The following is a 19,077-nucleotide window of genomic DNA, read 5'->3' on the forward strand; positions in this document are numbered from 1 at the left end:
AGAAGACCTCAACAACGACAAAAGACTATGACTTCACCACTCGCGCAATTTCTGGCTCTGCACGGTGCCGATCAGGCCACGATTGATCAGGCACTGTCGCTGGCCGAACCCTTAGAGCTCCCTACCCGGCATGTGCTGATCAATCAGGGAGAACTGGCATCACAGGCGTTTTTTCTGATTGATGGCCTGTGCCATGCCTGCTACCTCACCGGAGACGGCAAAACCATCAGCAGAGATTTCTTCTGGGAGCAGGATCTGCTGATTGGCTTTGAAAGCCTGCTGACCGATGAAGGCTCTCCCTATCTGCTGGAAACCTTATCACCCTGTCTGATTCAGACCCTGCCAGCTGAGCTGATCCTTGGCTGGCGCCAAGACATGCCAGGCCTGTATATGGCGTTGGTCGAGCGACAGTTGCTGTTCCGTGAACAGAAAGAGCAGTTCATGCGCCTGTACAGCCCGGCCCGACGCTATGCCCTGTTTACAGACAGCGTCGGTGAGCTGGCCACACACATCACAGCGCCACAGCTGGCATCGTTTCTGAACCTGTCACTGAGTCAGCTGGACAGCCTGCAGCGCCATCTGGCCGCGTCAGGGAAATAAACGCCGGTTGCGGGATTTCATCGCGCATTTTATGCTGGTGCTCAGGAACAGCAGCCCTAAAAGGACATAATCAATGCAGTGGCAATGCCTTCGCTTTGATCAGCTCACCACTGATCAGCTCTATGACATCATGAAACTCAGGGTAGATGTGTTCGTGGTTGAGCAACACTGTCCGTATCCGGAACTTGATGGCCACGACAAAGCTCGGGATGTGCATCATGTAATCGCTTATGACAAGGGCATGCTGATGGCTTATCTGCGGCTATTACCGGCAGGCACAACCTACGATTGTGTCAGTATCGGACGGGTGATTACCGCGGAAGCGGCGCGGGGCAAAGGGATGGGCAATATTTTGCTCACCCAAGGGCTGGCGTACGCCGAGCAACTGTGGCCGGGACAGGACATTGAAATCGGCGCACAGTCGCACTTGCAGAGTTATTACGGGCGCTTTGGCTTTGAGCCAAGCTCTGACGAATACCTGGAAGACGGCATTCCCCATATTGATATGCGGCTGACGAAAGACCCCGCAGCCGCCTGACCTTTTCGTTACTGACCGCGGGCGAAACTACCGTCTGAGCGGCGAAAGAACATCACAGGATCGCCATCGCGGCTCTCAATCTGCAGCACATCCAGATCACCATTGGCCAGTTGTTTATAGCGCAATAACTGGCCAGATTTTATGTAACTGAGCGGTTTATCTTTACCTTCAATCGCAGCAATGGCGTAGAGATCGGTCAAAGGTAACGACTTGGCACGGAAGATGGTCGCCAGAGTTTCCCCTTTCTGGACTTCATAACTCCGCCAGTTTTCGGAAGAGGCGGACTGCCGGGATGTTGTCTTCGCTGAAGAGGATGACGTCGTCACCGCGGTTTGCGACGCCACAGCGGTGGTCTTTGCCGGACGAGGCGGCGATGCCGGTTCCGGACGCTGGCCGACAGGTAAAGGCACGGGCTCATCCAGATTCAGTGCCACTTCCTGACGCACAGGCTCGCTGCCGGGAATTTTTAGCTCGGGTTCTGAAGCTGGCAACAGGAACAGGATCAGTACGACAGGCGCCAGAACCATTAATGCTTTGCGATGAAAGCCGGGCAACTGCTGCCAATAGGGCTCGACCCGTAGTCTGATCTTCTGCCACTGCATCTGGCCTGCTTCCCGCCAGTTCAGCTGGCTGAGCCGGCTTTTCCACTTCGTCAGCGACACCTGTGGCAGGGCCGGGGCCGATTTCTTCCGGTTACGGCGTTTCGCTTGTCCCATAACAACTACTCTCCATCACTCTGCGCCAAAACTTCAGGGTCACGCTTTGATGCGACCTCTGTTCACAAAAGTTTACCCCTGAGGGTTGAAACTGTTATCCTGCCCGCTTAATTCACTCGACATAAAGAGACGACACTATGTCTGACGTTAAACTAGATACAGTTGAAACTAAAGCGAGCTACGGTATTGGTCTGCAAATGGGCCAGCAACTGGCTCAAAGTGGCCTGGAAGGCCTGAACGTTGCTGCCATTGCCAAAGGTATCGCAACCTCGCTGACTGGCGACATGCCAGAAATCGCTGTAGACGACATCAACGACGCACTGCGTGATCTGCACACCCGCGCTGAAGAAGCTCGTCAGGTACAGGCTAAAGCTGCCGCTGCTGAAGGCGAAGCCTTCCTCAAAGATAACGCACTGCGTCCAGAAGTAACAGTCACCGAATCAGGTCTTCAGTACGAAGTTCTGGTTGAAGGTAACGGCGAAATCCCAACGTCTGACAAACAAGTACGTGTTCACTACCACGGCCAGCTGACTGACGGCACTGTATTCGACAGTTCAGTATCCCGTGGTCAGCCAGCAGAATTCCCTGTTACCGGCGTTATCGCTGGTTGGGTAGAAGCTCTGCAAATGATGCCTGTCGGTTCTAAGTGGAAACTGTATATTCCGCAAAACCTGGCATACGGTGAGCGTGGCGCAGGTGCTGCCATCCCACCTTTCGCTGCACTTGTTTTCGAAGTTGAGCTGCTGGACATCCTGTAAGTCCTGCCCCCCTTCTGAAAAACGGTGCTTCGGCACCGTTTTTTTGTCTCATATCAGCAACATACCCTGACAATAACCTGACAAACGCCCTCTTTTTTCTTTTCCAGACTACGCTTAGAGTAGCTTACGCCTTCCCCACGGGAAAACCTCATCACGATTCCAAGGAGAACACTATGACCCGAGCTCTATTCCAACGCTTTTGGCTGGCTGCAATGCCATTACTGGCCTGTCTGGCCCTTAGCCCTGCCGCCCACGCTTTTAGCCTGTCCGACTTATTCGGCGGCGGTGACGATAAAATGGAAGCCCTGGCCGATAACCCCCTCGCCAGTATGCTGACCGATCAACTCGGTGTCAGTACTGAACAGGCTGCGGGCGGTGCCGGTGCGCTGCTGTCCATGGCCGCCAGCCAGTTAAGCGGCGATCAGGCTACTGAGCTGACCAAACTGATCCCGGGATCAGAAAACCTGATGGACGCGATTCCTGCCGGACTGGGCGGCATGCTGAATAATATGGACGCGCTGGGCCCTGTGTTCACCGCATTAGGGTTAGATGCCAGCATGATCAGTCAGTTCGTTCCCATTATCACCCAATTTTTAGGCACGCAGGGCGCCAGTGCCGGCCTGATTGATACCCTGACCAAAATCTGGACACCAGCCAGCTGAATCACCACCTGATACCGGGCAGCGAGCGTAACGATTTCACCTTTTTCAGCTGTCAGACTCAGGTCAATTTTCTGATTCCCCATAAAAAAACCTGACCGGTTTCCCGCTCAGGTTTTTTATTTGCGCAATGTAAAGCTGTCGGATTAGATCCCTGAGCCGTCGCTCTCTGCATCATCTTCATGCAGCCCGCATTCCCGCTTCAGGCCGAAGAAACGGGTTTCTTCTTCTTTCATGCCCGGCTCCCACTTCACTGTGGTGTGAACATCACCGACAGAACGATAGCCTTGAGCCAATAACGGATGGTAAGGCAAATCATGTTTCAGCAGGTATTCATCAATATCCTGCTCTGACCAATCGATCAAAGGCAGGAATTTGAATTTACCGTTCTGAATCGCCAGTACCGGCAAGGTTGCACGGGAGGATGACTGCTCCCGACGCAAGCCAGAGAACCAGGTTTTCACCGCCAGTTCTTCCAGTGCACGGCGCATCGGCTCCACCTTGTTCATTTTGTTGTACTGCTTAATGCCATCAACACCCTGAGTCCACAGCTGGCCGTAGCGTGCTTCCTGCCAGGCAGGACTGAGCTCTGAACGGTACACTTTCAGATTCAGATTCAGTCGCTCGGTCAGAAAATCGACAAACTGATAGGTTTCAGGGAACAGGTATCCCGTGTCTGTCAGAATCACAGGTACATTGGGTGACTCCTGAGTCACCAGATGCAGCATGACCGCAGACTGGATACCAAAACTGGAGGCTAACGCAAAGTTGCCATCCAAAAATTCCAGCGCCCAGCGAACCCGCTCTTGGGCTGTCATCTGCTCCAGCTCGGCGTTAATTTCCGCCAGCTGAAGGATCTGCTCCACTTTGGTGGCACTCAGCAAATCCGCCAACGCACATTTAGGCATAAAAATCCCTTACAGAGACTTCAACAGGTGCAATGATGCCGCTACGGATCGTAAAGTCACCGAAGCCTTCACCGTCCTCACGCTCGGTTGCCCAACGGCCCACCAGTTGATCCAGTTCACTCATGATTTCATCAACAGTAATATTTTCACGGTACATTTTAGGAATACGTGTGCCGTTAATATTACCGCCCAAGTGCAGGTTATAACGCCCCGGCGCTTTACCCACCAGACCAATTTCTGCCAGCATGGCGCGGCCACAGCCATTCGGACAGCCGGTCACGCGCAAAATCACGTGCTCCTCTTTACCCAGGCCGTGTTTTTCCAGCAAGCCTTCGAAATCGGTGACGAATTCAGGCAAGAAACGCTCGGCTTCCGCCATCGCCAGCGGACAGGTTGGCAACGATACACACGCCATTGAATTCTGACGTTGTACGCTGACACCGTCGTCAATCAAGCCATGATCGCGGGCGATCTTTTCGATCGTCGCTTTGTCTTCTTTGGCCACGCCGGCAATGATCAGGTTCTGATTGGATGTCATGCGCAGATCCCCTTTGTGGATCTTGGCAATCTCGGCCACACCGGTTTTCAGCGGTTTGCCCGGGTAATCCAGAATTCGGCCGTTTTCAATGAACAGCGTCAGGTGATATTTACCGTCAATGCCATCCACCCAACCGATGCGATCACCGCGATCAGTAAACTCGTAAGGACGGCTGGCTTCAAAGGTAATACCGGCACGTTTCTCCACTTCCGCCTTGAAGACGTCAACACCGACACGATCCAGGGTGTATTTGGTTTTCGCGTTCTTACGGTTTGAGCGGTTACCCCAGTCACGTTGCGTGGTCACCACCGCGGCGGCAACATCCAGCGTTTTGTCCAGTGGCACGAAACCAAAGTCATCGGCGCGACGCGGATACGTCGTGGTATCACCGTGGGTCATGGCCAAACCGCCGCCCACCAGCACGTTAAAGCCGATCAGCTGACCGTTTTCGGCAATCGCGACAAAGTTCAGGTCATTCGCATGCACGTCCACATCATTCTGCGGCGGGATCACCACTGTGGTTTTGAATTTACGCGGCAGGTAATTCGAACCCAGGATCGGCTCCTGATCCTGATGCCCTTCAATTTTTTCACCATCAAGCCAGATCTCCGCATAAGCACGGGTCTGAGGCAGCAGATGCTCGCTGATCTTCTTCGCCCATTCGTACGCCTGCTGATGCAGTTCTGACTCCACAGGATTCGAGGTACACAGCACGTTACGGTTGACGTCACCAGCGGTGGCAATCGAGTCGATACCGTACTCGTTCAGTGTCTGGTGCATCAGCTTGATATCCGGCTTCAGTACACCATGGAACTGAAACGTCTGGCGGGTGGTCAGACGGATACTGCCGTACATGGTTTTGTCTTGCGCGAATTTATCAATCGCCAGCCATTGTTGCGGGGTGATGATGCCTCCCGGCATACGGGCACGCAGCATGACGTTGTGCAAAGGTTCCAGTTTCTGCTTCTGGCGCTCAGGACGGATATCTCGGTCATCCTGCTGATACATCCCGTGGAAACGGATCAGCTGGAAGTTATCTGCCGTAAAGCCACCGGTAATGCGGTCCTGCAGATCCTGCTCAATGGTCCCGCGCAGAAAGTTACTCTCGCGTTTCAGGCGTTCGTTATCGGACAGTTTCTCAGTCATCAGTACACATCCTTCTGGTAGCGTTTGGCTTTACGCAAATCATTCAAATACAGCTCGGCATCTTCGCGGCTCTTGCCGCCCTGCTGCTCGACAACAGTGATCAGTGCGTCATGCACATCTTTTGCCATCCGGTTGGCATCGCCGCACACGTAAATATGTGCGCCGTCTTTCAGCCATTGCCAAACTTCTGCCGCATTTTCCAGAATACGGTGCTGGACATACACTTTCTCTGACTGATCGCGGCTGAAAGCCACATCCAGTTTGGTCAGAATGCCGTCTTTGAGGTACTTCTGCCACTCCACCTGATACAGGAAGTCCTGGGTAAAGGTACGGTCGCCAAAGAACAGCCAGTTTTTCCCTTCGGCATCGCGGTTATCACGCTCCTGCACAAAAGCGCGGAATGGCGCGATCCCTGTGCCCGGGCCAATCATGATTACCGGGGTATTATCATTGGCCGGCAGTTTGAAGTTATTGTTGCCTTCAACAAACACACGCACCGTGCCGCCTTCTTCCAGACGGTGCGACAGGAAGCTGGAAGCACCACCAAAGCGGCTTTCTTCGCCTTGCTGATATTCCACCAGACCAACCGTCAGGTGCACTTCTTCACCCACCTCTTCCTGACTGGAAGCAATAGAGTACAGGCGCGGCGTCAAACGGCGCAGTAAACCCTGCAACTGCTCGGCGCTCAGCTGGGTTTTCTTCTCGGCAAAGACATCAATCACCTGAGTATTGGCTGCGTACTCTCGCAGTTTGTCTTTGTCTTCCACCAGCTTCTGCAGCTTCTTGCTGCCAGACAGTTCAGCGAACTTGGTCACCAGCTGTGGGTTAGCAGCAGTGATTTCGTATTTAGAAACCAGTGCGTCTTTCAGGCTGTAGGCTTGGCCGTCCACTTCCACGCTTTCGTCGCCGCTGAGGCCGACTTTCGCAGCCAGCGCTTCAGCCAGGGCAGGATCATTGTCATACCAAACACCCAGCGCATCACCCGGCTGATAAGTCAGACCAGATTCACCGAGATCGATTTCCACATGACGGACATCTTTACCGGAGTCACGACCGGTAATCTTCTGACTGACCAGCAGCTCTGCCGCATACGGATTTTGCTTGTTGTACTGAGAAACAGCCGCTGTCGCGTTTTGAGCCACATGCAACTGAACCACTTCGGCATCATTGCCGCCCAGCAGTTCGTCTTTGATGGTCTCCAGCGCCTTGGCGCGCCACTCGGCGGCCGGGGCATCGTAATCAACATCACAGTCGATACGATCCACAAACGGTTTGGCACCCAGCTTACTGAGGTAGCTGTCAAAATCTTTGGCCGTCTGGCAGAAGAATTCATAACTGGAGTCACCCAGACCCAGTACGGCATAGTTCAGATTCGGCAGCTTAGGCGCACGCTTGGACTGCAGGAATTCATGCAGTTCCATGGCATCATCCGGCGCTTCACCCTCACCGTGGGTTGAGGCCACGATGATCACGTGGGTTTCTTTGGCCAGGTTTTTGCCTTTGTAATCGCCAGAGGCAAACACGTCAGCCTGGATACCGGCCGCAACCGCTTCTTCCTTCAGCGCCTGAGCAACGCCTTTGGCGTTCCCCGTCTGAGAGGCATAAATAATGGTAAGTTTGCCAGCCGGTTTCGCTGCTACAGCGGCGATGGGCTGACCGGCAGGCTGCTGGCCCGCCGTTTGGGTTTGACTTAATCCCCAGAAATAACCGCTGATCCAAGCCAGTTGCTGTGGTGACAGCTCTGCGACTGTCTGTTGCAGCTGACCGATCTGCTGATCATTGAGAGGGCTTGCTAAAGCCGAGAGTTCCTTAAGTAACATGACACGACGATCCCTTTACATTGCGTAAGGGTAGATTAGCTACTCGACGAAATAACAAGAAAGAATAGATAAGAATGTTTTATAACTTTTTGGAAGAGAAAAGCAGAAGGTTAGCAAATTAAGCGGCACAAAGACGCCCAATCCGGAGGATCAGGCGCCGCGGCATTCAGAAATGATCGGCAATACGGACCTGATGAAAACCCACCTCAAAGGCACGTTCAGTGGCTGTGTCTATGTCCCTGTAGCACTTTTCACTGCCTGAGCCGTCAGTCAGGGTGACAAAGCCACCACGGCGATGACGAAATTCGACCACCCAGCCGTTGGCCTGCAGTGAAGGCTCAATCACAGCTTCCACTATTTCGCTGTCCGCATATAAACGCTGTAACTCGGTAATTGTCATCTGCCTGATTCCTGCATCAATGCCCACTTTAAAAATGGCCTATAACTCAGCAAACAGGCAACAAAAAAGCCATGCGTTTAGCATGGCTTTGTTCAACAGCGCTAAACCGATCAGAAATCGACTTCAACACCGGCAAAGAATCCGTCCAGCTTCACTTTGCTGCCAGCAGGATTATTAATCGCATCGAAATCGTAATCCATCACGCGGTATCCGCCACGCAGATTAAGATCCGCCGCCACCAAAGGAATGGTGAACTTCATACCCGCTTTAGCATCAAGCGTGCTGGTATCATCAAAGCTACCAACGTTACCTTCCACAAATACCGCCAGTGGTGTCATAGGAATACCGACTTCGGCATTACCGTAAATCGCTGGCTGCCACTCATCATCAAACGTCTGCATGTGACCTTGAGCATTGTACTCGCCGTCACCGAATTTAATCAGTGACACACCCACATCCACCGCAACCAGATCGTTATCCAGAATCTCGTAATACAGCGTAAAGTCAGTTTGTTTAAATGCCACCGCATCCGATTCTACATTGGCGTAAGCAATACGTGCGTTCGGAATCAGTGGAATAAAATGTTCAAACGATGCATAAAATGAAGGAATGGTTTTGTCGCCACCGTCTACTGCATCGTTAATTTCAGCGCTGCTCATCCAGGCATCCGCGCCTACTGTACCGCCCAGCAGCATGTCTGCCTGAGCAGGTACTGCTGCTGCAATTGCCACTGCGACGGCCGCTGCTGAAAGCATGTTTTTTTTCATTTCTGAGTCTCCGCTCTTTATCATTGTGCTTTGATTTTTCTGCGCCAGACTATACCAGATGCTATGTAATAAAACTGCATTTCATCGCCGGGAATCAGGGATTTGGCTCAAGCTCACTTTTTGAACATGCTAATATTTGCGTCTATGCATATCACGAGGACGCGACGAGCGAATCAACGACTCGCGACGTGCTCCGCGGTACAACCAGACAGCAACTGCAATCAAAATAATCCATGGCAGCAGTTTAATCACCACGCCTAATAAACCCGCCAGTGCCATGACCGCAAAACCGGCAGCTATCGCGACAACCATGCCCATCAAACTGATCCCTGTCATGACCAGCACACCGGCAAACACCAGCAAAAATAAAAACTCTACCATTCCAGTCTCTCCACTCACATACGTAGGTAACAGAACCCGTTCTGCTCCTTTCCTGCATTGCTGCTGGTTAACTGCAGGTTTCGGGCCAATATTCAGTCATCCAGCAAACACTTGTTTTTCAATCAGATACAAAAACGCCGCGTTCTCAGATCGCGGCGTTACAGGCTAAGTTAGCAAATTTGACGATAACGTGTGGTCAAACTCACTATATCTTGCAGGGTCATCACACATCCAGATGGGCAGGAATTTTATCCAGTGCCTGCTGAACCACTTCAATGCCCGCACCCGGCTTGTGCGCATTCTCGCTGATGTGCCGGCGCCACTGACGTGCGCCCGGCATATTCTGGAACAACCCCAGCATATGACGGGTCATATGACCCAGGTACGAACCGTTCGCCAGCTGACGCTCAATGTACGGATACATGGCTTCAACCACCTCCCGGCGTTTGATGACTGGACGTTCACTGCCGAATAACTGCTGATCCACTTCCGCCAGCAGATACGGATTCTGGTACGCTTCGCGTCCGACCATGACGCCATCAAGATGCTCCAGATGGGCTTGGATCTCGGCCAGCGTTTTCACCCCGCCGTTAATCGCCATAGTCAGGTGCGGAAAATCTTGCTTCAGCTGATACACTCGCGGGTAATCCAGCGGCGGAATTTCACGGTTTTCTTTCGGACTCAGGCCACTCAGCCAGGCTTTCCGGGCATGAATGGTGAAGTTATCGCAGCCGCCTTTTTCAGACACAGTACCGACAAAATCGACCAGGAACTGATAAGAGTCCTGCTCATCAATCCCAATCCGGGTTTTCACTGTCACCGGAATATCGACCACTTCACGCATAGCCGACACGCACAAAGCCACCAGATCCGCTTCGCCCATCAGACACGCGCCAAAGCGGCCGTTCTGTACACGATCCGACGGGCAACCGACATTCAGGTTCACTTCATCGTAACCGCGCTCCTGCGCCAGCTTGGCACAATGCGCCAGATCCGCCGGATTCGAGCCACCCAACTGCAACGCCACCGGATGCTCTTCCTCGTTATAAGAAAGAAAATCCCCTTTACCATGAATAATCGCCCCCGTCGTCACCATCTCGGTGTACAACAGCGCATGCTGCGACAACAGACGATGGAAATAACGGCAGTGACGATCCGTCCAATCGAGCATGGGTGCCACGCTAAATCGACGACTCGTTGACAAATCAATATTACTAGATAAGACCATGTCTTGCAAAGATTTATCTTGTGTTTGTTTCTGGTTCATTCTTCACTAATCTCAATCATTTTTAAGCATTGCGTGCCCCATATGTATCCCGATATGATATGGGGCACGTGACCAAACAACCAAAAGGTGCCCGGCGATGGCCAGCTTCACTATTGAAAAACGCAAGACCAGTAAAGGCGCACTACGCTATCGCTGTGTTGTCCGGGTCAAAAAAGGCAATGACGTAGTATATCGCGAATCACGTACTTTCGGGAAAAAAGCAGACGCGAAAGAATGGGGCACGATGCTGGTTTCCAAACTGGAAGCGCACGGAATTCCAGGGAGAACAGATCACCCAACCATCAGAGAAGTCATCCTGCTGTATCTCAACGAGCCACTAACCTCTGAAAAAATCGGCAGATCAAAAAGATATGGCTTAAATATGTTGGTGGATACCGATCTTGCAAAAATCCGTGCCGATAAACTGACTGTTGCCGACCTGGTTTCGCATTGCAAAGATCGCAAAGCATCAGGGGCAAAACCTCAAACCATCGCTGGTGATATCTCCTACCTACGCAGTGTATTCAAATCTGCCAAGCCAGTGTTCAACATCGATATCGACGATACAATAATTCAAGAGTCGTACTACACACTTTACCAGCACAGCCTGATTGCAAAATCAGAACGAAGGAGCCGACGACCTCGCTCTTTCGAGCTGGATCAGATCAGAACTGAACTGAAGAAACGACAGAATCACAAAGCAGCTCATATTCCTTTCCTGGATATTCTGGACTTCTCGATTTTGAGCTGTATGCGAATTGGCGAAGTCTGCAAAATCCTTTGGGATGACGTTGACGAACAAAGCAAAGCAGTGAAAGTGAGAGACAGAAAAGATCCGCGCAAAAAGGAAGGAAACCACATGTGGGTGCCGCTTCTGGGCGAAGCATGGGACATACTGCAGCGTCAACCTAAGACCGATACGCGTATCTTTCCCTACAACAGTAAGAGTGTATCTGCGGGATTTCAGCGCATCCGGAGTAAACTAGGCATTGAGGATCTTCGTTATCATGACCTTCGCCGTGAAGGTGCCAGCCGACTGTTTGAGCAAGGGTTTTCAATTGAAGAAGTAGCCCAAGTAACAGGCCACAGGAATCTGAATACACTTTGGCAGATTTATACTGAGCTCTTTCCTAATCGTGTACATGAGAAGTTTAATTTACTTCAGAGACAGCGGGGGATGAATAGCCACTGAATGGATAGCTTAGGACTGCTCTGAGAAACGAGGCATCGGCTCTACTCGTAGACAAATGAAGTCAATATCCTGTCCTTAACCTCTACGTGTATAGCAACAGATAGCGCGAAATAGAGCCACTACGTGGCTCTTATCGTTTCAATCACCAACTTTCACATGTCAAAGTCGAATCCGCACCATTCTCAAGCCTACATCTACTTGCTATTCAAGTCGGGAAAGATCTCGGACGCCAAGTCGCGCCGGGCCTTATCTACGTCGACGCCGTTCAAGCGTTCCAGTGTCCTTTCCCGGGCGTTCTTACGGCTACCGTCAATGTTGAAGTCACTACCGGCTCCGGTCAGGCTGTCGAGGTTTAGCGAGCTCGGGTCCGGAAACTTGCCGTTCTGTTGCAGAATCCCAAGCCACTCGTCCAGGTTGACCTTGCTCCAGTCAATCTCGGCGATTTTATCCAGAGGGATGCCACCACACTGCGGGTTCTTCGGATCACCAAAGGACTCACCCAGTTGAGGACGTACTTGCTCTTGGATGATGCGAGATAGCGGCGAGTTGAAGCAGCAGTAAGCCTCGCGTTTCTCGACACAAGCTCCGAGCACCTTGGACCTGCAGTAAGAGCCGACATAGGAACAGTTCTTGAGAGCCCTCTTGGCATTCATAGTGAACTCATCCTCCTCACATTTATAAATCATCTGGATCATGACCATCGCCACGACATAGACCGTGTAGATAGTCATGGCGGTGCTCAACCAGGTTGCGGCGCTTTCCATCAAGCTTTCCTGGGCCAATTTCCCTGCACCTCCGGCAGCGGCCTCTTGAGTGGCGGCATCCTTCCCGAGGGACTTCATGACATCGGCCATGACCTCTTTGACTTGTTCCGTTAACTGGTCAATCAGTTCGTCAACGAATTGCTCCACGGGTTGATAGAAGGAATCGACCGCGCCAGACATATTTTCGATGTAACTGGCGAAGGGCTTGGTAACCTCCGTCCAGCCTTCCAATACCGGCTCCCGGAGGATCTGGTAGGCGCCTTTGATCGCCGATGGGTTGGTTTCCGACCCAAGCGCCATGATGGCACCGTCGAGCTTTGGCACGGCCATGATCAGGTTCAGATAGTCGGCGAGCGAGATATTGGATGGCTTCTCGCAGCAATCCGACACCCCGCCCACGGCGATCTTGCACTCGCTGGCTTCACCGGCAAAGGCGGAACAAATAACGTTCTCATCGCCAGTGGGATGTTTGTCGCCGTCCAGCCCGGTACAGCTCATATCTTGGGTCATGAACTGCGCTGCGTTGAGCAGTGCCGTAGCGCGTGCGAAGTCCGCGCTCTGGGTCTTTGTCACGTCAAGACAATCGTCTCCCATGCAGCGGATGGGGCCACCGCACTGGTATTCGGTTTCCTTCTCCAGTGTCGGGATCGCGACATCGGTACCGCAGTCATAGGTATCTTCATGCACGTAGCAGGTGCCGGATGCACCCTCGGCCCCATCCACGCACTTGGAGCTGATAAATCCGCACTGCGGGTTATTCTCGAATTCGGTACAGCTATTGAGATTACCGCCCGAGTTGACCGGGCAATGGATCTCATCCTGGGGATCGATCCAGCATTCCATCTGCCCCTTATAGAAATCGTAATCGGCTTTTACTCGGACCTTCTTGCAGAGCTTTGGAATACCAGGTAGCGGTGACGGTTTGAGTTGGGACTCGCAGATTTTGATGCCGTTGATAACGGTGCAGCCGCTCGCATCCGTCGGGTCGTCAATGCAGGCAATCTCGCCCTCTGCGAAACCGTCGATGACGCCTTTGGCCGAGTCTATACAGCTTTGCGGAGACCATTCATCCTTGGTGATGGCTTTGGCCGGGTCGTAGTGGATTCTGATACGGCCAAACCCCTCGCCATTGCCAGTGACAGAAACCCTGATCTTGAATGTCACGACATCGCCGTCATTGACGTTCTTGAAGTATGGGGTCACATCGACATTCGGATTACGCTCCCAACTCGTGGAGAGCTCACACTTACCCGCTGTCTCTGGCGGGAAGTTGTTGTTCGGCCCCTGCCAGACCTTGGTTTCCTGGCCGGATTTCCCCACCCAGACCTGCATGTAGTCGTCCCACTTGGCGTATTCAAGCGTTGCGGACACGATGGCGTCAGGGTTACTGACTTGGACCCGCGTGAATTCCTCGTAGATCTTACAGTTTCCACCCCAGTAGTTGTCGCCCACCCGGCCAATCCACAGTTCGGTACATCCCTCGCCACAGGATTTCAGATTGTATGGACCATCGTAGTGCTTTACCACCGAGGCATCGTAGTCGTGGACGACCTCGCAATCCGCGCTCTGGTCCACAACACGCTGACAGCGTTCGTACTCCGGAATATGGGCGTTAATCGTGCCCTGGTTGATCGTTGTCTCGGCGGAACAATCTCCGAATCCTCCGGCAATCAGATCCATGTCCTCGTAGGTCTTCTTGCTGAGGTTCAGCATCGGATCATTGGTAAAGTCAGGACGCGAGCGGTTGGCCGCATCGAGGAGCACTTTGTAGGCGGCGCCTGAGATGGATGGATCGGCGCTATTCGCGTCGGACCAAAGAGCCCCTTTGGCGCTGTTGCCCACGTCGTCCATGTCGTCGCCGGAATCATAAATACCCTGGAGCATGTCAACATCGGGTTTGTTGGCATCCGGGAAATAGTAGCTCTCGGGTTGGCCGTCACCGCCGCTGGTTCCTGGAAACAGGTCATTCACATTGATCTGGCTTCCGCCATTCACCTGGAATTGACCGTCTTTCAGCGTCGGCATCGAGATCGTGCCGTTTTGGACCGAACCAGAGTTGGCTCTGAACGAGTTGGCGAGGTCTTGACCAAAGGCCTGGGCTTCTTTCCCAACGGAGGAGATGTCCGGATTCTGACCGCCGGTGGCGTATGCATGGGTCGGCAGTACCGACATTGTGACCGTCAGCAGCGAGGCCACCGTTCTCATGAAGAGTGTTTGGTTTCTCATAGCATGGCTCTCAATAAAATCTTGAGAACCATGCTATTCGGCTGAAGTAATAAACCTCCTACGCCAAACTGCCCAATTGCGGAAAATCACGCGGCTTTACTCTTATCGGCGACGCAAAAAGGACACTCCACGCAGGTCCTTTGGTTGACCGAGGTAAAGTACGTGCATTCGCAATTACCGCACTCCTCAAGCATGGCATCACCACATCTGAGCTCGGATGCCAAGCACCAGGCATCGGTGATATCGAAGGGAGCCCATCGAGCACCCTTCATTCCAGGTACCTCCTTGCGAATGGCGTGATACATGCGAAACGCCTTGTTCAGCGCCTTGATATCAATCGATCTGATCACATCCTCGCCACCAATATTGCGGTAAAGCTGCATCAGCAGTGATGCCTGAATCTTGGAGGTGTGACTGTGGATAAGCGTGGCTCCACCACGGAATGTACGCGATCTACGCTCAAGCTCGTATCCATCGTTTTCGATGTCCTGATATAACCTACGTACCTGTTTATACGTCAAACCCGTCTCTATCATGATGATCTTGGTGATATAGCCAGCCAGAGCCATGTGGCGGGCGGCTATCCATCGTCCCAGCCATCCTGATTTATAATCCGTGTTTTTCTCCATTGTCAGGCTTCCTTGCTGTTGGCGAACAACTTCCGGTATTGCATCCACAGCACCGCCATCACCGCCGGAAGAGCAGCCACATAAAGCCAATCGCTTCGCTCCACTCCGTCCAGTGTAATCAGCGACGCGACAGACAAGGTAAAGAGGGCGGCAACGAACCAGACCTGTTTGCTTTTCTTAGTGTTCTTCATCACATATCTCCTACGATAAAATTAGGGTTTCAATTTCTTTCTATCATGAGAGCTCAGATATGCAACACCAAACACTGTGTTTTTTTACAGCATTATTTTTTGATGCTTTGATGACTTGCAATTTCAGGCAATAATGAAATATTGGTCATAGAATGACCGGAGGTATTCAATATGAAACGTATATTTGGATGGGGCATAGTGCTGGCAACTTTGTTCGTTGCATACAAAGTTGCGGGAGGCGGGGGGCTTATTTTGTCCTTAATCCCATTAACTATTCTTATCAGTATCTTTGCGAGCAGGAGTTGCAGTGACGCTGATTCACAAGATGACAGTTTTCTAGAATCGGCAGACCTTGATGACCAGGAAAGTGTGAGTGTTCCCACTCCTGATGCTTCGGATACAGGATCTGACTGGCGGGGAATCCCTTATTGAAAGAATTTGCGTTATGCAGCGTCTTTCCTTTCAGTCTTCCTGTAAGTAAAGAAGAAATGAAGCATCATTATCAACTTAACTCTCTTTTTGACATTTCTGAGTTATCCCACAGAGCATAATACTTCCAAAAAGTGTGATAACTGAATATCCATCAATAAAGTGAAATATTATTAAACTTGGTCAAAGGTGGACACAAGTATGCAAGTGGGTTTACTAAATTAGCAACCCATAAATAACAAAAGGTATGGAAAGTTTCCTAACTTAGTGCTGGTATTGATAGTGAATATTGTTTGCAGAGTCAAAATTTTTGCCACTGTCTCTCTCGATTCAATTTAAAATTAACACTGAATTTTGTTTGGGATTAAAGGCTTTCTAGACCAGTGTTCGTCAATGGTTTGGGTGAAATCACCCCTTACTAATTTAGCTCTTTTTTCAAGCCACTCCCCTTTATCTTTCCTTAAATAAACACCTTCGATTTTATTAGAACCATAAGCTGACGGATTATTTAACATTGTTTTCAAGTCATTGAGATTTACTTTTCTTCGCGCCAACGGTGCAATAATGGGTATACCTACAGCCGCTAGAACCTTATTCCTTCTGTTAACGGAATAAAACTTGTTTTCTGAGCGACTAAAGAGATCAAAACCAATAAACCAATTAGGTAACTCTTCATAACCAATTGAATGCTCGGCATAACACCATTCACCGAACAGTATTAGGTCTTTATCAAGCGCTAGTTTAAGTTGATGTTCATATTGTTTTATCCATTTCCACAAATGCTTAAACTGACCACCTACGCCCTGATCTATCCAAGCGCCTCGATTTTGCGCTCTTAAGTCCCCATGCTGATCAATTGAGAAACCTACATTAGCCCCATCGATTTTCTCTTCAATAACTAGCTCGGAGGATAGGAAAGATTCCACTTCTAATGGTGACATTAGCTTATCATCCCTGGGTTCCCTACCACCTAACCAAGCGATGTGGGGAGTATGAGGAAATCGGAAAAACTCAGGCATCACTTCGCTCTCTTTTTTTCCCAGTTCTGTTTGTTCCAATCATCAATAAGTTGATGAACATGAACGCGTTCGGCAACTAACTCTGTCTCCCAATCATACCAATCAGTATCGCAAGCATTAACTATCTTGCATTCAGGTTCGTCTTCATTTGCCTTAAGACAAGCCGCCACGATTTTAGTATCCGCCAGGTCATGAATCACTGTTTTTAAAGGCTCGTTTAGAACGGCAACTTTTGCAGTGTGAGCAGGATTGGCATCCCATTCAATATCGACAAAATCAACTTGATTTTTAGAGAGTTTTTCAAAAAACACACGCTGCCCATAGTCTTGTTCCGTCAGTTTATTTGAATATTCTTTGGGAATCTCCCAATCAGTATCAATGACCATTCGATCTGCTCCAGCCTCAAATGATGCTAACCATTCAAAGACCTTTTCAGCTTCAGAAGGATCTTCAACTGGATGATTTTCTGAACGAAAAGGGGACTCTGGGTGCTCTCCACTTGCAACAATGAGCACGTTAGTATCAATCACCTGCCTACTCATGGGCGAGCCCTCTCTGCTTTCATTCGTTGCATTGTCTCTTGGGCTTGTTTTTTCACTTCACCGGTAGCATCGCCAAAGAAGTTCTTTGGCCATTCATCAATTCGCCCAAACTTATCCATCTTCAGAGTTTTCAATACAGCATCAGATGCTTCACGCTCAACAAAATACATTGCACATTGATCTGGCGTTGCTTTTTGGGTAGCAACTAAAGTCTGCATACGCCTGAATAAGTGTTCGGAATGTGTCTCAACTATAAATTGAACACCACGTTCTGAGCTAACTTCCAAAAACAATTCAGCAAGCAATGACTGAGCAAGAGGATGCAAATGGATTTCAGGCTCTTCTAAGATAATCGTCGACTTTTCAGGGGCGAAATATGCCAATACAAGGACGGGAAGCACTTGTGAAACACCTGTTCCAACATCGATTAAATTGGCCGCCACACCATCTCGATGAACAAGTATGTTGTAGTTACCAGCACCAATATGTTTGACCTCTAGCTTATCGGCGATGCGCATTTTCTTAAGCCATTTTGATACAGCGTCAACTAAGCCATCGCTCTTTTTTCCTGAGGTATTATTACTAGCTAACAATGCAAAAACTGCCTCGTTACCATCAACGCCGATGATTCCAGGTCGAGTTCTATTCCATATATATGTTCTTCTAGGCTTGCTTCTAAGTGGGCCTAAGTAAGAGATAGCTTCAAGTTCTCTTATGATCGACAAGCTGATATCTTCTACGTCACTTCCACTTGGCCCCATATTGTAAAGTGCGTCTTTAGAAAACGATACACCACGTTCAGGCGAATACTCCCTACTCTTCAGACTAGTTCGAGTTTCATTAGGCAAATAAATATTAAAAGCCCCCTTATCCGAACGTTGGGCTCTATACCAATCTTTGCCATCATTACTGAGTTGAAGTAGATCAATTACTGGGCTTTGCTTTGAATCCTGTTTATAGTCAACTTTCAGAAAACTTCTACCTTGTTTTCCATCGACATCCATTTCAATAGAAATTTTCCGGCTTTTAGGATCTTTTGTTAATAAGTCTTCAAATGAGCCCATATCTACATAGTCATTAGCCTCATCACCTCCGAGATTTAAGTGAATGGTTCTATCTGGAGATGTCGCAGTCTGTTTCATTAGCAACAGACTTTGTAAGAGGCTCGACTTCCCTGTTGAGTTTTCACCAAGCAACAGTGTTACCGGAGAAAAGTTAACATCATCAGAACTTCGCCATGCCTTGAAATTATCTAATTTGATTCTTGTAAACATTAAATTTCCTTTGTTCTCTATAGTGTCGCTCGTTAAACGATGGCGCTAGTAAAGCCTTGCTGTGTGATATCCACTCTACTGCTTAACACTGAGCTCTTCAAAGTAACAATTCTCTTAATATACAACTAGTTTGCTGTTAATCAGTATATCGTAAAGCAAATATAAATCCGAGTGCGCATTATTCAATGCACAACTAGATGAGTATAGGGTGAGCAAAAGCTCTAATCAGGAATGGGGGCATTTTCATGTTAGAAACTTCAGCATCCGCCCAATGTAAACACGCCATTTTAGTGTGGGACTTATTACAATCCCA

Annotated in this window: 19 protein-coding genes; 5 read left to right on the forward strand and 14 right to left on the reverse strand. The window is 50.2% G+C overall.

Features of this window, described 5'->3' with window-relative positions:
• Positions 1-27 precede the first annotated feature (27 nt).
• On the forward strand, positions 28-600 hold the full coding sequence (locus tag LN341_RS13845; protein WP_234203601.1) for a Crp/Fnr family transcriptional regulator: 573 nt from the start codon (positions 28-30) through the stop codon (positions 598-600).
• 73 nt (positions 601-673) lie between these two features.
• Complete coding sequence (locus LN341_RS13850) at positions 674-1,138, forward strand: GNAT family N-acetyltransferase (protein WP_234203602.1); 465 nt, start codon at positions 674-676, stop codon at positions 1,136-1,138.
• An 8-nt stretch (positions 1,139-1,146) separates the two neighbouring features.
• On the opposite strand, the gene LN341_RS13855 is transcribed toward LN341_RS13850, so the two are convergent.
• Positions 1,147-1,854: a LysM-like peptidoglycan-binding domain-containing protein gene (locus LN341_RS13855; RefSeq protein ID WP_234203603.1), complete on the reverse strand. Its 708-nt coding sequence runs from the start codon at positions 1,852-1,854 to the stop codon at positions 1,147-1,149.
• Between the two features lie 137 nt (positions 1,855-1,991).
• On the opposite strand from LN341_RS13855, the gene LN341_RS13860 reads away from it, so the two are divergent.
• Positions 1,992-2,612 carry an FKBP-type peptidyl-prolyl cis-trans isomerase gene (locus tag LN341_RS13860; protein WP_046222408.1) on the forward strand — a complete coding sequence of 207 codons (621 nt, stop codon included), beginning with the start codon at positions 1,992-1,994 and terminating at the stop codon, positions 2,610-2,612.
• Between the two features lie 173 nt (positions 2,613-2,785).
• Positions 2,786-3,274: a DUF2780 domain-containing protein gene (locus tag LN341_RS13865; RefSeq protein ID WP_234203604.1), complete on the forward strand. Its 489-nt coding sequence runs from the start codon at positions 2,786-2,788 to the stop codon at positions 3,272-3,274.
• A 143-nt stretch (positions 3,275-3,417) separates the two neighbouring features.
• Here the strand turns inward: LN341_RS13865 and LN341_RS13870 are convergent, their stop codons facing one another.
• The 7 genes from LN341_RS13870 to dusA all read right to left on the reverse strand — a co-directional run bounded on the left by LN341_RS13870 (position 3,418) and on the right by dusA (position 10,459).
• Entirely contained in the window at positions 3,418-4,179 is a 762-nt protein-coding gene (locus tag LN341_RS13870) for a phosphoadenylyl-sulfate reductase (RefSeq protein WP_234203605.1), read from the reverse strand.
• Positions 4,172-5,863: an assimilatory sulfite reductase (NADPH) hemoprotein subunit gene (gene cysI / locus LN341_RS13875; protein WP_234203606.1), complete on the reverse strand. Its 1,692-nt coding sequence runs from the start codon at positions 5,861-5,863 to the stop codon at positions 4,172-4,174. Before cysI ends, LN341_RS13870 begins: the two co-directional genes overlap by 8 nt.
• A complete protein-coding gene (locus LN341_RS13880) occupies positions 5,863-7,683 on the reverse strand; it encodes an assimilatory sulfite reductase (NADPH) flavoprotein subunit (RefSeq protein WP_234203607.1) in 1,821 nt (606 codons plus the stop codon). The genes cysI and LN341_RS13880 overlap by 1 nt, the downstream gene beginning before the upstream one ends.
• Before the next feature lie 166 nt (positions 7,684-7,849).
• Positions 7,850-8,083, reverse strand: a complete 234-nt coding sequence (locus LN341_RS13885) for a hypothetical protein (protein WP_027254029.1) — start codon at positions 8,081-8,083, stop codon at positions 7,850-7,852.
• A 110-nt stretch (positions 8,084-8,193) separates the two neighbouring features.
• Complete coding sequence (locus tag LN341_RS13890) at positions 8,194-8,850, reverse strand: TIGR04219 family outer membrane beta-barrel protein (protein WP_120513976.1); 657 nt, start codon at positions 8,848-8,850, stop codon at positions 8,194-8,196.
• A gap of 129 nt (positions 8,851-8,979) precedes the next feature.
• Positions 8,980-9,231, reverse strand: coding sequence for an envelope stress response protein PspG (gene pspG, locus LN341_RS13895; protein ID WP_120513991.1), 252 nt, complete (start codon positions 9,229-9,231; stop codon positions 8,980-8,982).
• Between the two features lie 223 nt (positions 9,232-9,454).
• The gene (gene dusA / locus LN341_RS13900) at positions 9,455-10,459 is read right to left on the reverse strand and encodes a tRNA dihydrouridine(20/20a) synthase DusA (RefSeq protein ID WP_234205063.1); all 1,005 of its coding nucleotides are present in this window, start codon (positions 10,457-10,459) and stop codon (positions 9,455-9,457) included.
• A gap of 136 nt (positions 10,460-10,595) precedes the next feature.
• On the opposite strand from dusA, the gene LN341_RS13905 reads away from it, so the two are divergent.
• Positions 10,596-11,690 (forward strand): site-specific integrase, encoded by a 1,095-nt coding sequence (locus tag LN341_RS13905; RefSeq protein ID WP_234203608.1) that lies wholly within the window; start codon positions 10,596-10,598, stop codon positions 11,688-11,690.
• A 194-nt stretch (positions 11,691-11,884) separates the two neighbouring features.
• Here the strand turns inward: LN341_RS13905 and traN are convergent, their stop codons facing one another.
• The 6 genes from traN to LN341_RS13935 form a co-directional block, all read right to left on the reverse strand.
• Entirely contained in the window at positions 11,885-14,680 is a 2,796-nt protein-coding gene (traN, locus tag LN341_RS13910; protein ID WP_234203609.1) for a conjugal transfer mating pair stabilization protein TraN, read from the reverse strand.
• An 86-nt stretch (positions 14,681-14,766) separates the two neighbouring features.
• Entirely contained in the window at positions 14,767-15,309 is a 543-nt protein-coding gene (locus LN341_RS13915) for a FlhC family transcriptional regulator (RefSeq protein WP_234203610.1), read from the reverse strand.
• Between the two features lie 2 nt (positions 15,310-15,311).
• Complete coding sequence (locus LN341_RS13920) at positions 15,312-15,500, reverse strand: hypothetical protein (RefSeq protein ID WP_234203611.1); 189 nt, start codon at positions 15,498-15,500, stop codon at positions 15,312-15,314.
• 770 nt (positions 15,501-16,270) lie between these two features.
• Entirely contained in the window at positions 16,271-16,870 is a 600-nt protein-coding gene (locus LN341_RS13925; protein WP_234203612.1) for an RNA ligase family protein, read from the reverse strand.
• A gap of 77 nt (positions 16,871-16,947) precedes the next feature.
• Positions 16,948-17,490: a hypothetical protein gene (locus LN341_RS13930; RefSeq protein ID WP_234203613.1), complete on the reverse strand. Its 543-nt coding sequence runs from the start codon at positions 17,488-17,490 to the stop codon at positions 16,948-16,950.
• Entirely contained in the window at positions 17,487-18,764 is a 1,278-nt protein-coding gene (locus LN341_RS13935) for a DUF3696 domain-containing protein (protein WP_234203614.1), read from the reverse strand. The genes LN341_RS13930 and LN341_RS13935 overlap by 4 nt, the downstream gene beginning before the upstream one ends.
• Between the last annotated feature and the right edge of the window lie 313 nt (positions 18,765-19,077).

Source organism: Photobacterium sp. TLY01, assembly GCF_021432065.1.
Taxonomy (GTDB): Bacteria; Pseudomonadota; Gammaproteobacteria; order Enterobacterales; family Vibrionaceae; genus Photobacterium; species Photobacterium halotolerans_A.

What these genes read in the sequence shown, in the direction of transcription:
- LN341_RS13915 (WP_234203610.1), bottom strand. Translation starts at nt 15,309, where the DNA reads ATGGAGAAAAACACGGATTATAAATCAGGATGGCTGGGACGATGGATA.
- LN341_RS13890 (WP_120513976.1), bottom strand. Translation starts at nt 8,850, where the DNA reads ATGAAAAAAAACATGCTTTCAGCAGCGGCCGTCGCAGTGGCAATTGCA.
- LN341_RS13925 (WP_234203612.1), bottom strand. Translation starts at nt 16,870, where the DNA reads ATGTCACCATTAGAAGTGGAATCTTTCCTATCCTCCGAGCTAGTTATT.
- LN341_RS13865 (WP_234203604.1), top strand. Translation starts at nt 2,786, where the DNA reads ATGACCCGAGCTCTATTCCAACGCTTTTGGCTGGCTGCAATGCCATTA.
- dusA (WP_234205063.1), bottom strand. Translation starts at nt 10,459, where the DNA reads ATGGTCTTATCTAGTAATATTGATTTGTCAACGAGTCGTCGATTTAGC.
- LN341_RS13880 (WP_234203607.1), bottom strand. Translation starts at nt 7,683, where the DNA reads ATGTTACTTAAGGAACTCTCGGCTTTAGCAAGCCCTCTCAATGATCAG.
- LN341_RS13930 (WP_234203613.1), bottom strand. Translation starts at nt 17,490, where the DNA reads ATGAGTAGGCAGGTGATTGATACTAACGTGCTCATTGTTGCAAGTGGA.
- traN (WP_234203609.1), bottom strand. Translation starts at nt 14,680, where the DNA reads ATGAGAAACCAAACACTCTTCATGAGAACGGTGGCCTCGCTGCTGACG.
- pspG (WP_120513991.1), bottom strand. Translation starts at nt 9,231, where the DNA reads ATGGTAGAGTTTTTATTTTTGCTGGTGTTTGCCGGTGTGCTGGTCATG.
- LN341_RS13850 (WP_234203602.1), top strand. Translation starts at nt 674, where the DNA reads ATGCAGTGGCAATGCCTTCGCTTTGATCAGCTCACCACTGATCAGCTC.
- cysI (WP_234203606.1), bottom strand. Translation starts at nt 5,863, where the DNA reads ATGACTGAGAAACTGTCCGATAACGAACGCCTGAAACGCGAGAGTAAC.
- LN341_RS13855 (WP_234203603.1), bottom strand. Translation starts at nt 1,854, where the DNA reads ATGGGACAAGCGAAACGCCGTAACCGGAAGAAATCGGCCCCGGCCCTG.
- LN341_RS13920 (WP_234203611.1), bottom strand. Translation starts at nt 15,500, where the DNA reads ATGAAGAACACTAAGAAAAGCAAACAGGTCTGGTTCGTTGCCGCCCTC.
- LN341_RS13885 (WP_027254029.1), bottom strand. Translation starts at nt 8,083, where the DNA reads ATGACAATTACCGAGTTACAGCGTTTATATGCGGACAGCGAAATAGTG.
- LN341_RS13845 (WP_234203601.1), top strand. Translation starts at nt 28, where the DNA reads ATGACTTCACCACTCGCGCAATTTCTGGCTCTGCACGGTGCCGATCAG.
- LN341_RS13935 (WP_234203614.1), bottom strand. Translation starts at nt 18,764, where the DNA reads ATGTTTACAAGAATCAAATTAGATAATTTCAAGGCATGGCGAAGTTCT.
- LN341_RS13870 (WP_234203605.1), bottom strand. Translation starts at nt 4,179, where the DNA reads ATGCCTAAATGTGCGTTGGCGGATTTGCTGAGTGCCACCAAAGTGGAG.
- LN341_RS13905 (WP_234203608.1), top strand. Translation starts at nt 10,596, where the DNA reads ATGGCCAGCTTCACTATTGAAAAACGCAAGACCAGTAAAGGCGCACTA.
- LN341_RS13860 (WP_046222408.1), top strand. Translation starts at nt 1,992, where the DNA reads ATGTCTGACGTTAAACTAGATACAGTTGAAACTAAAGCGAGCTACGGT.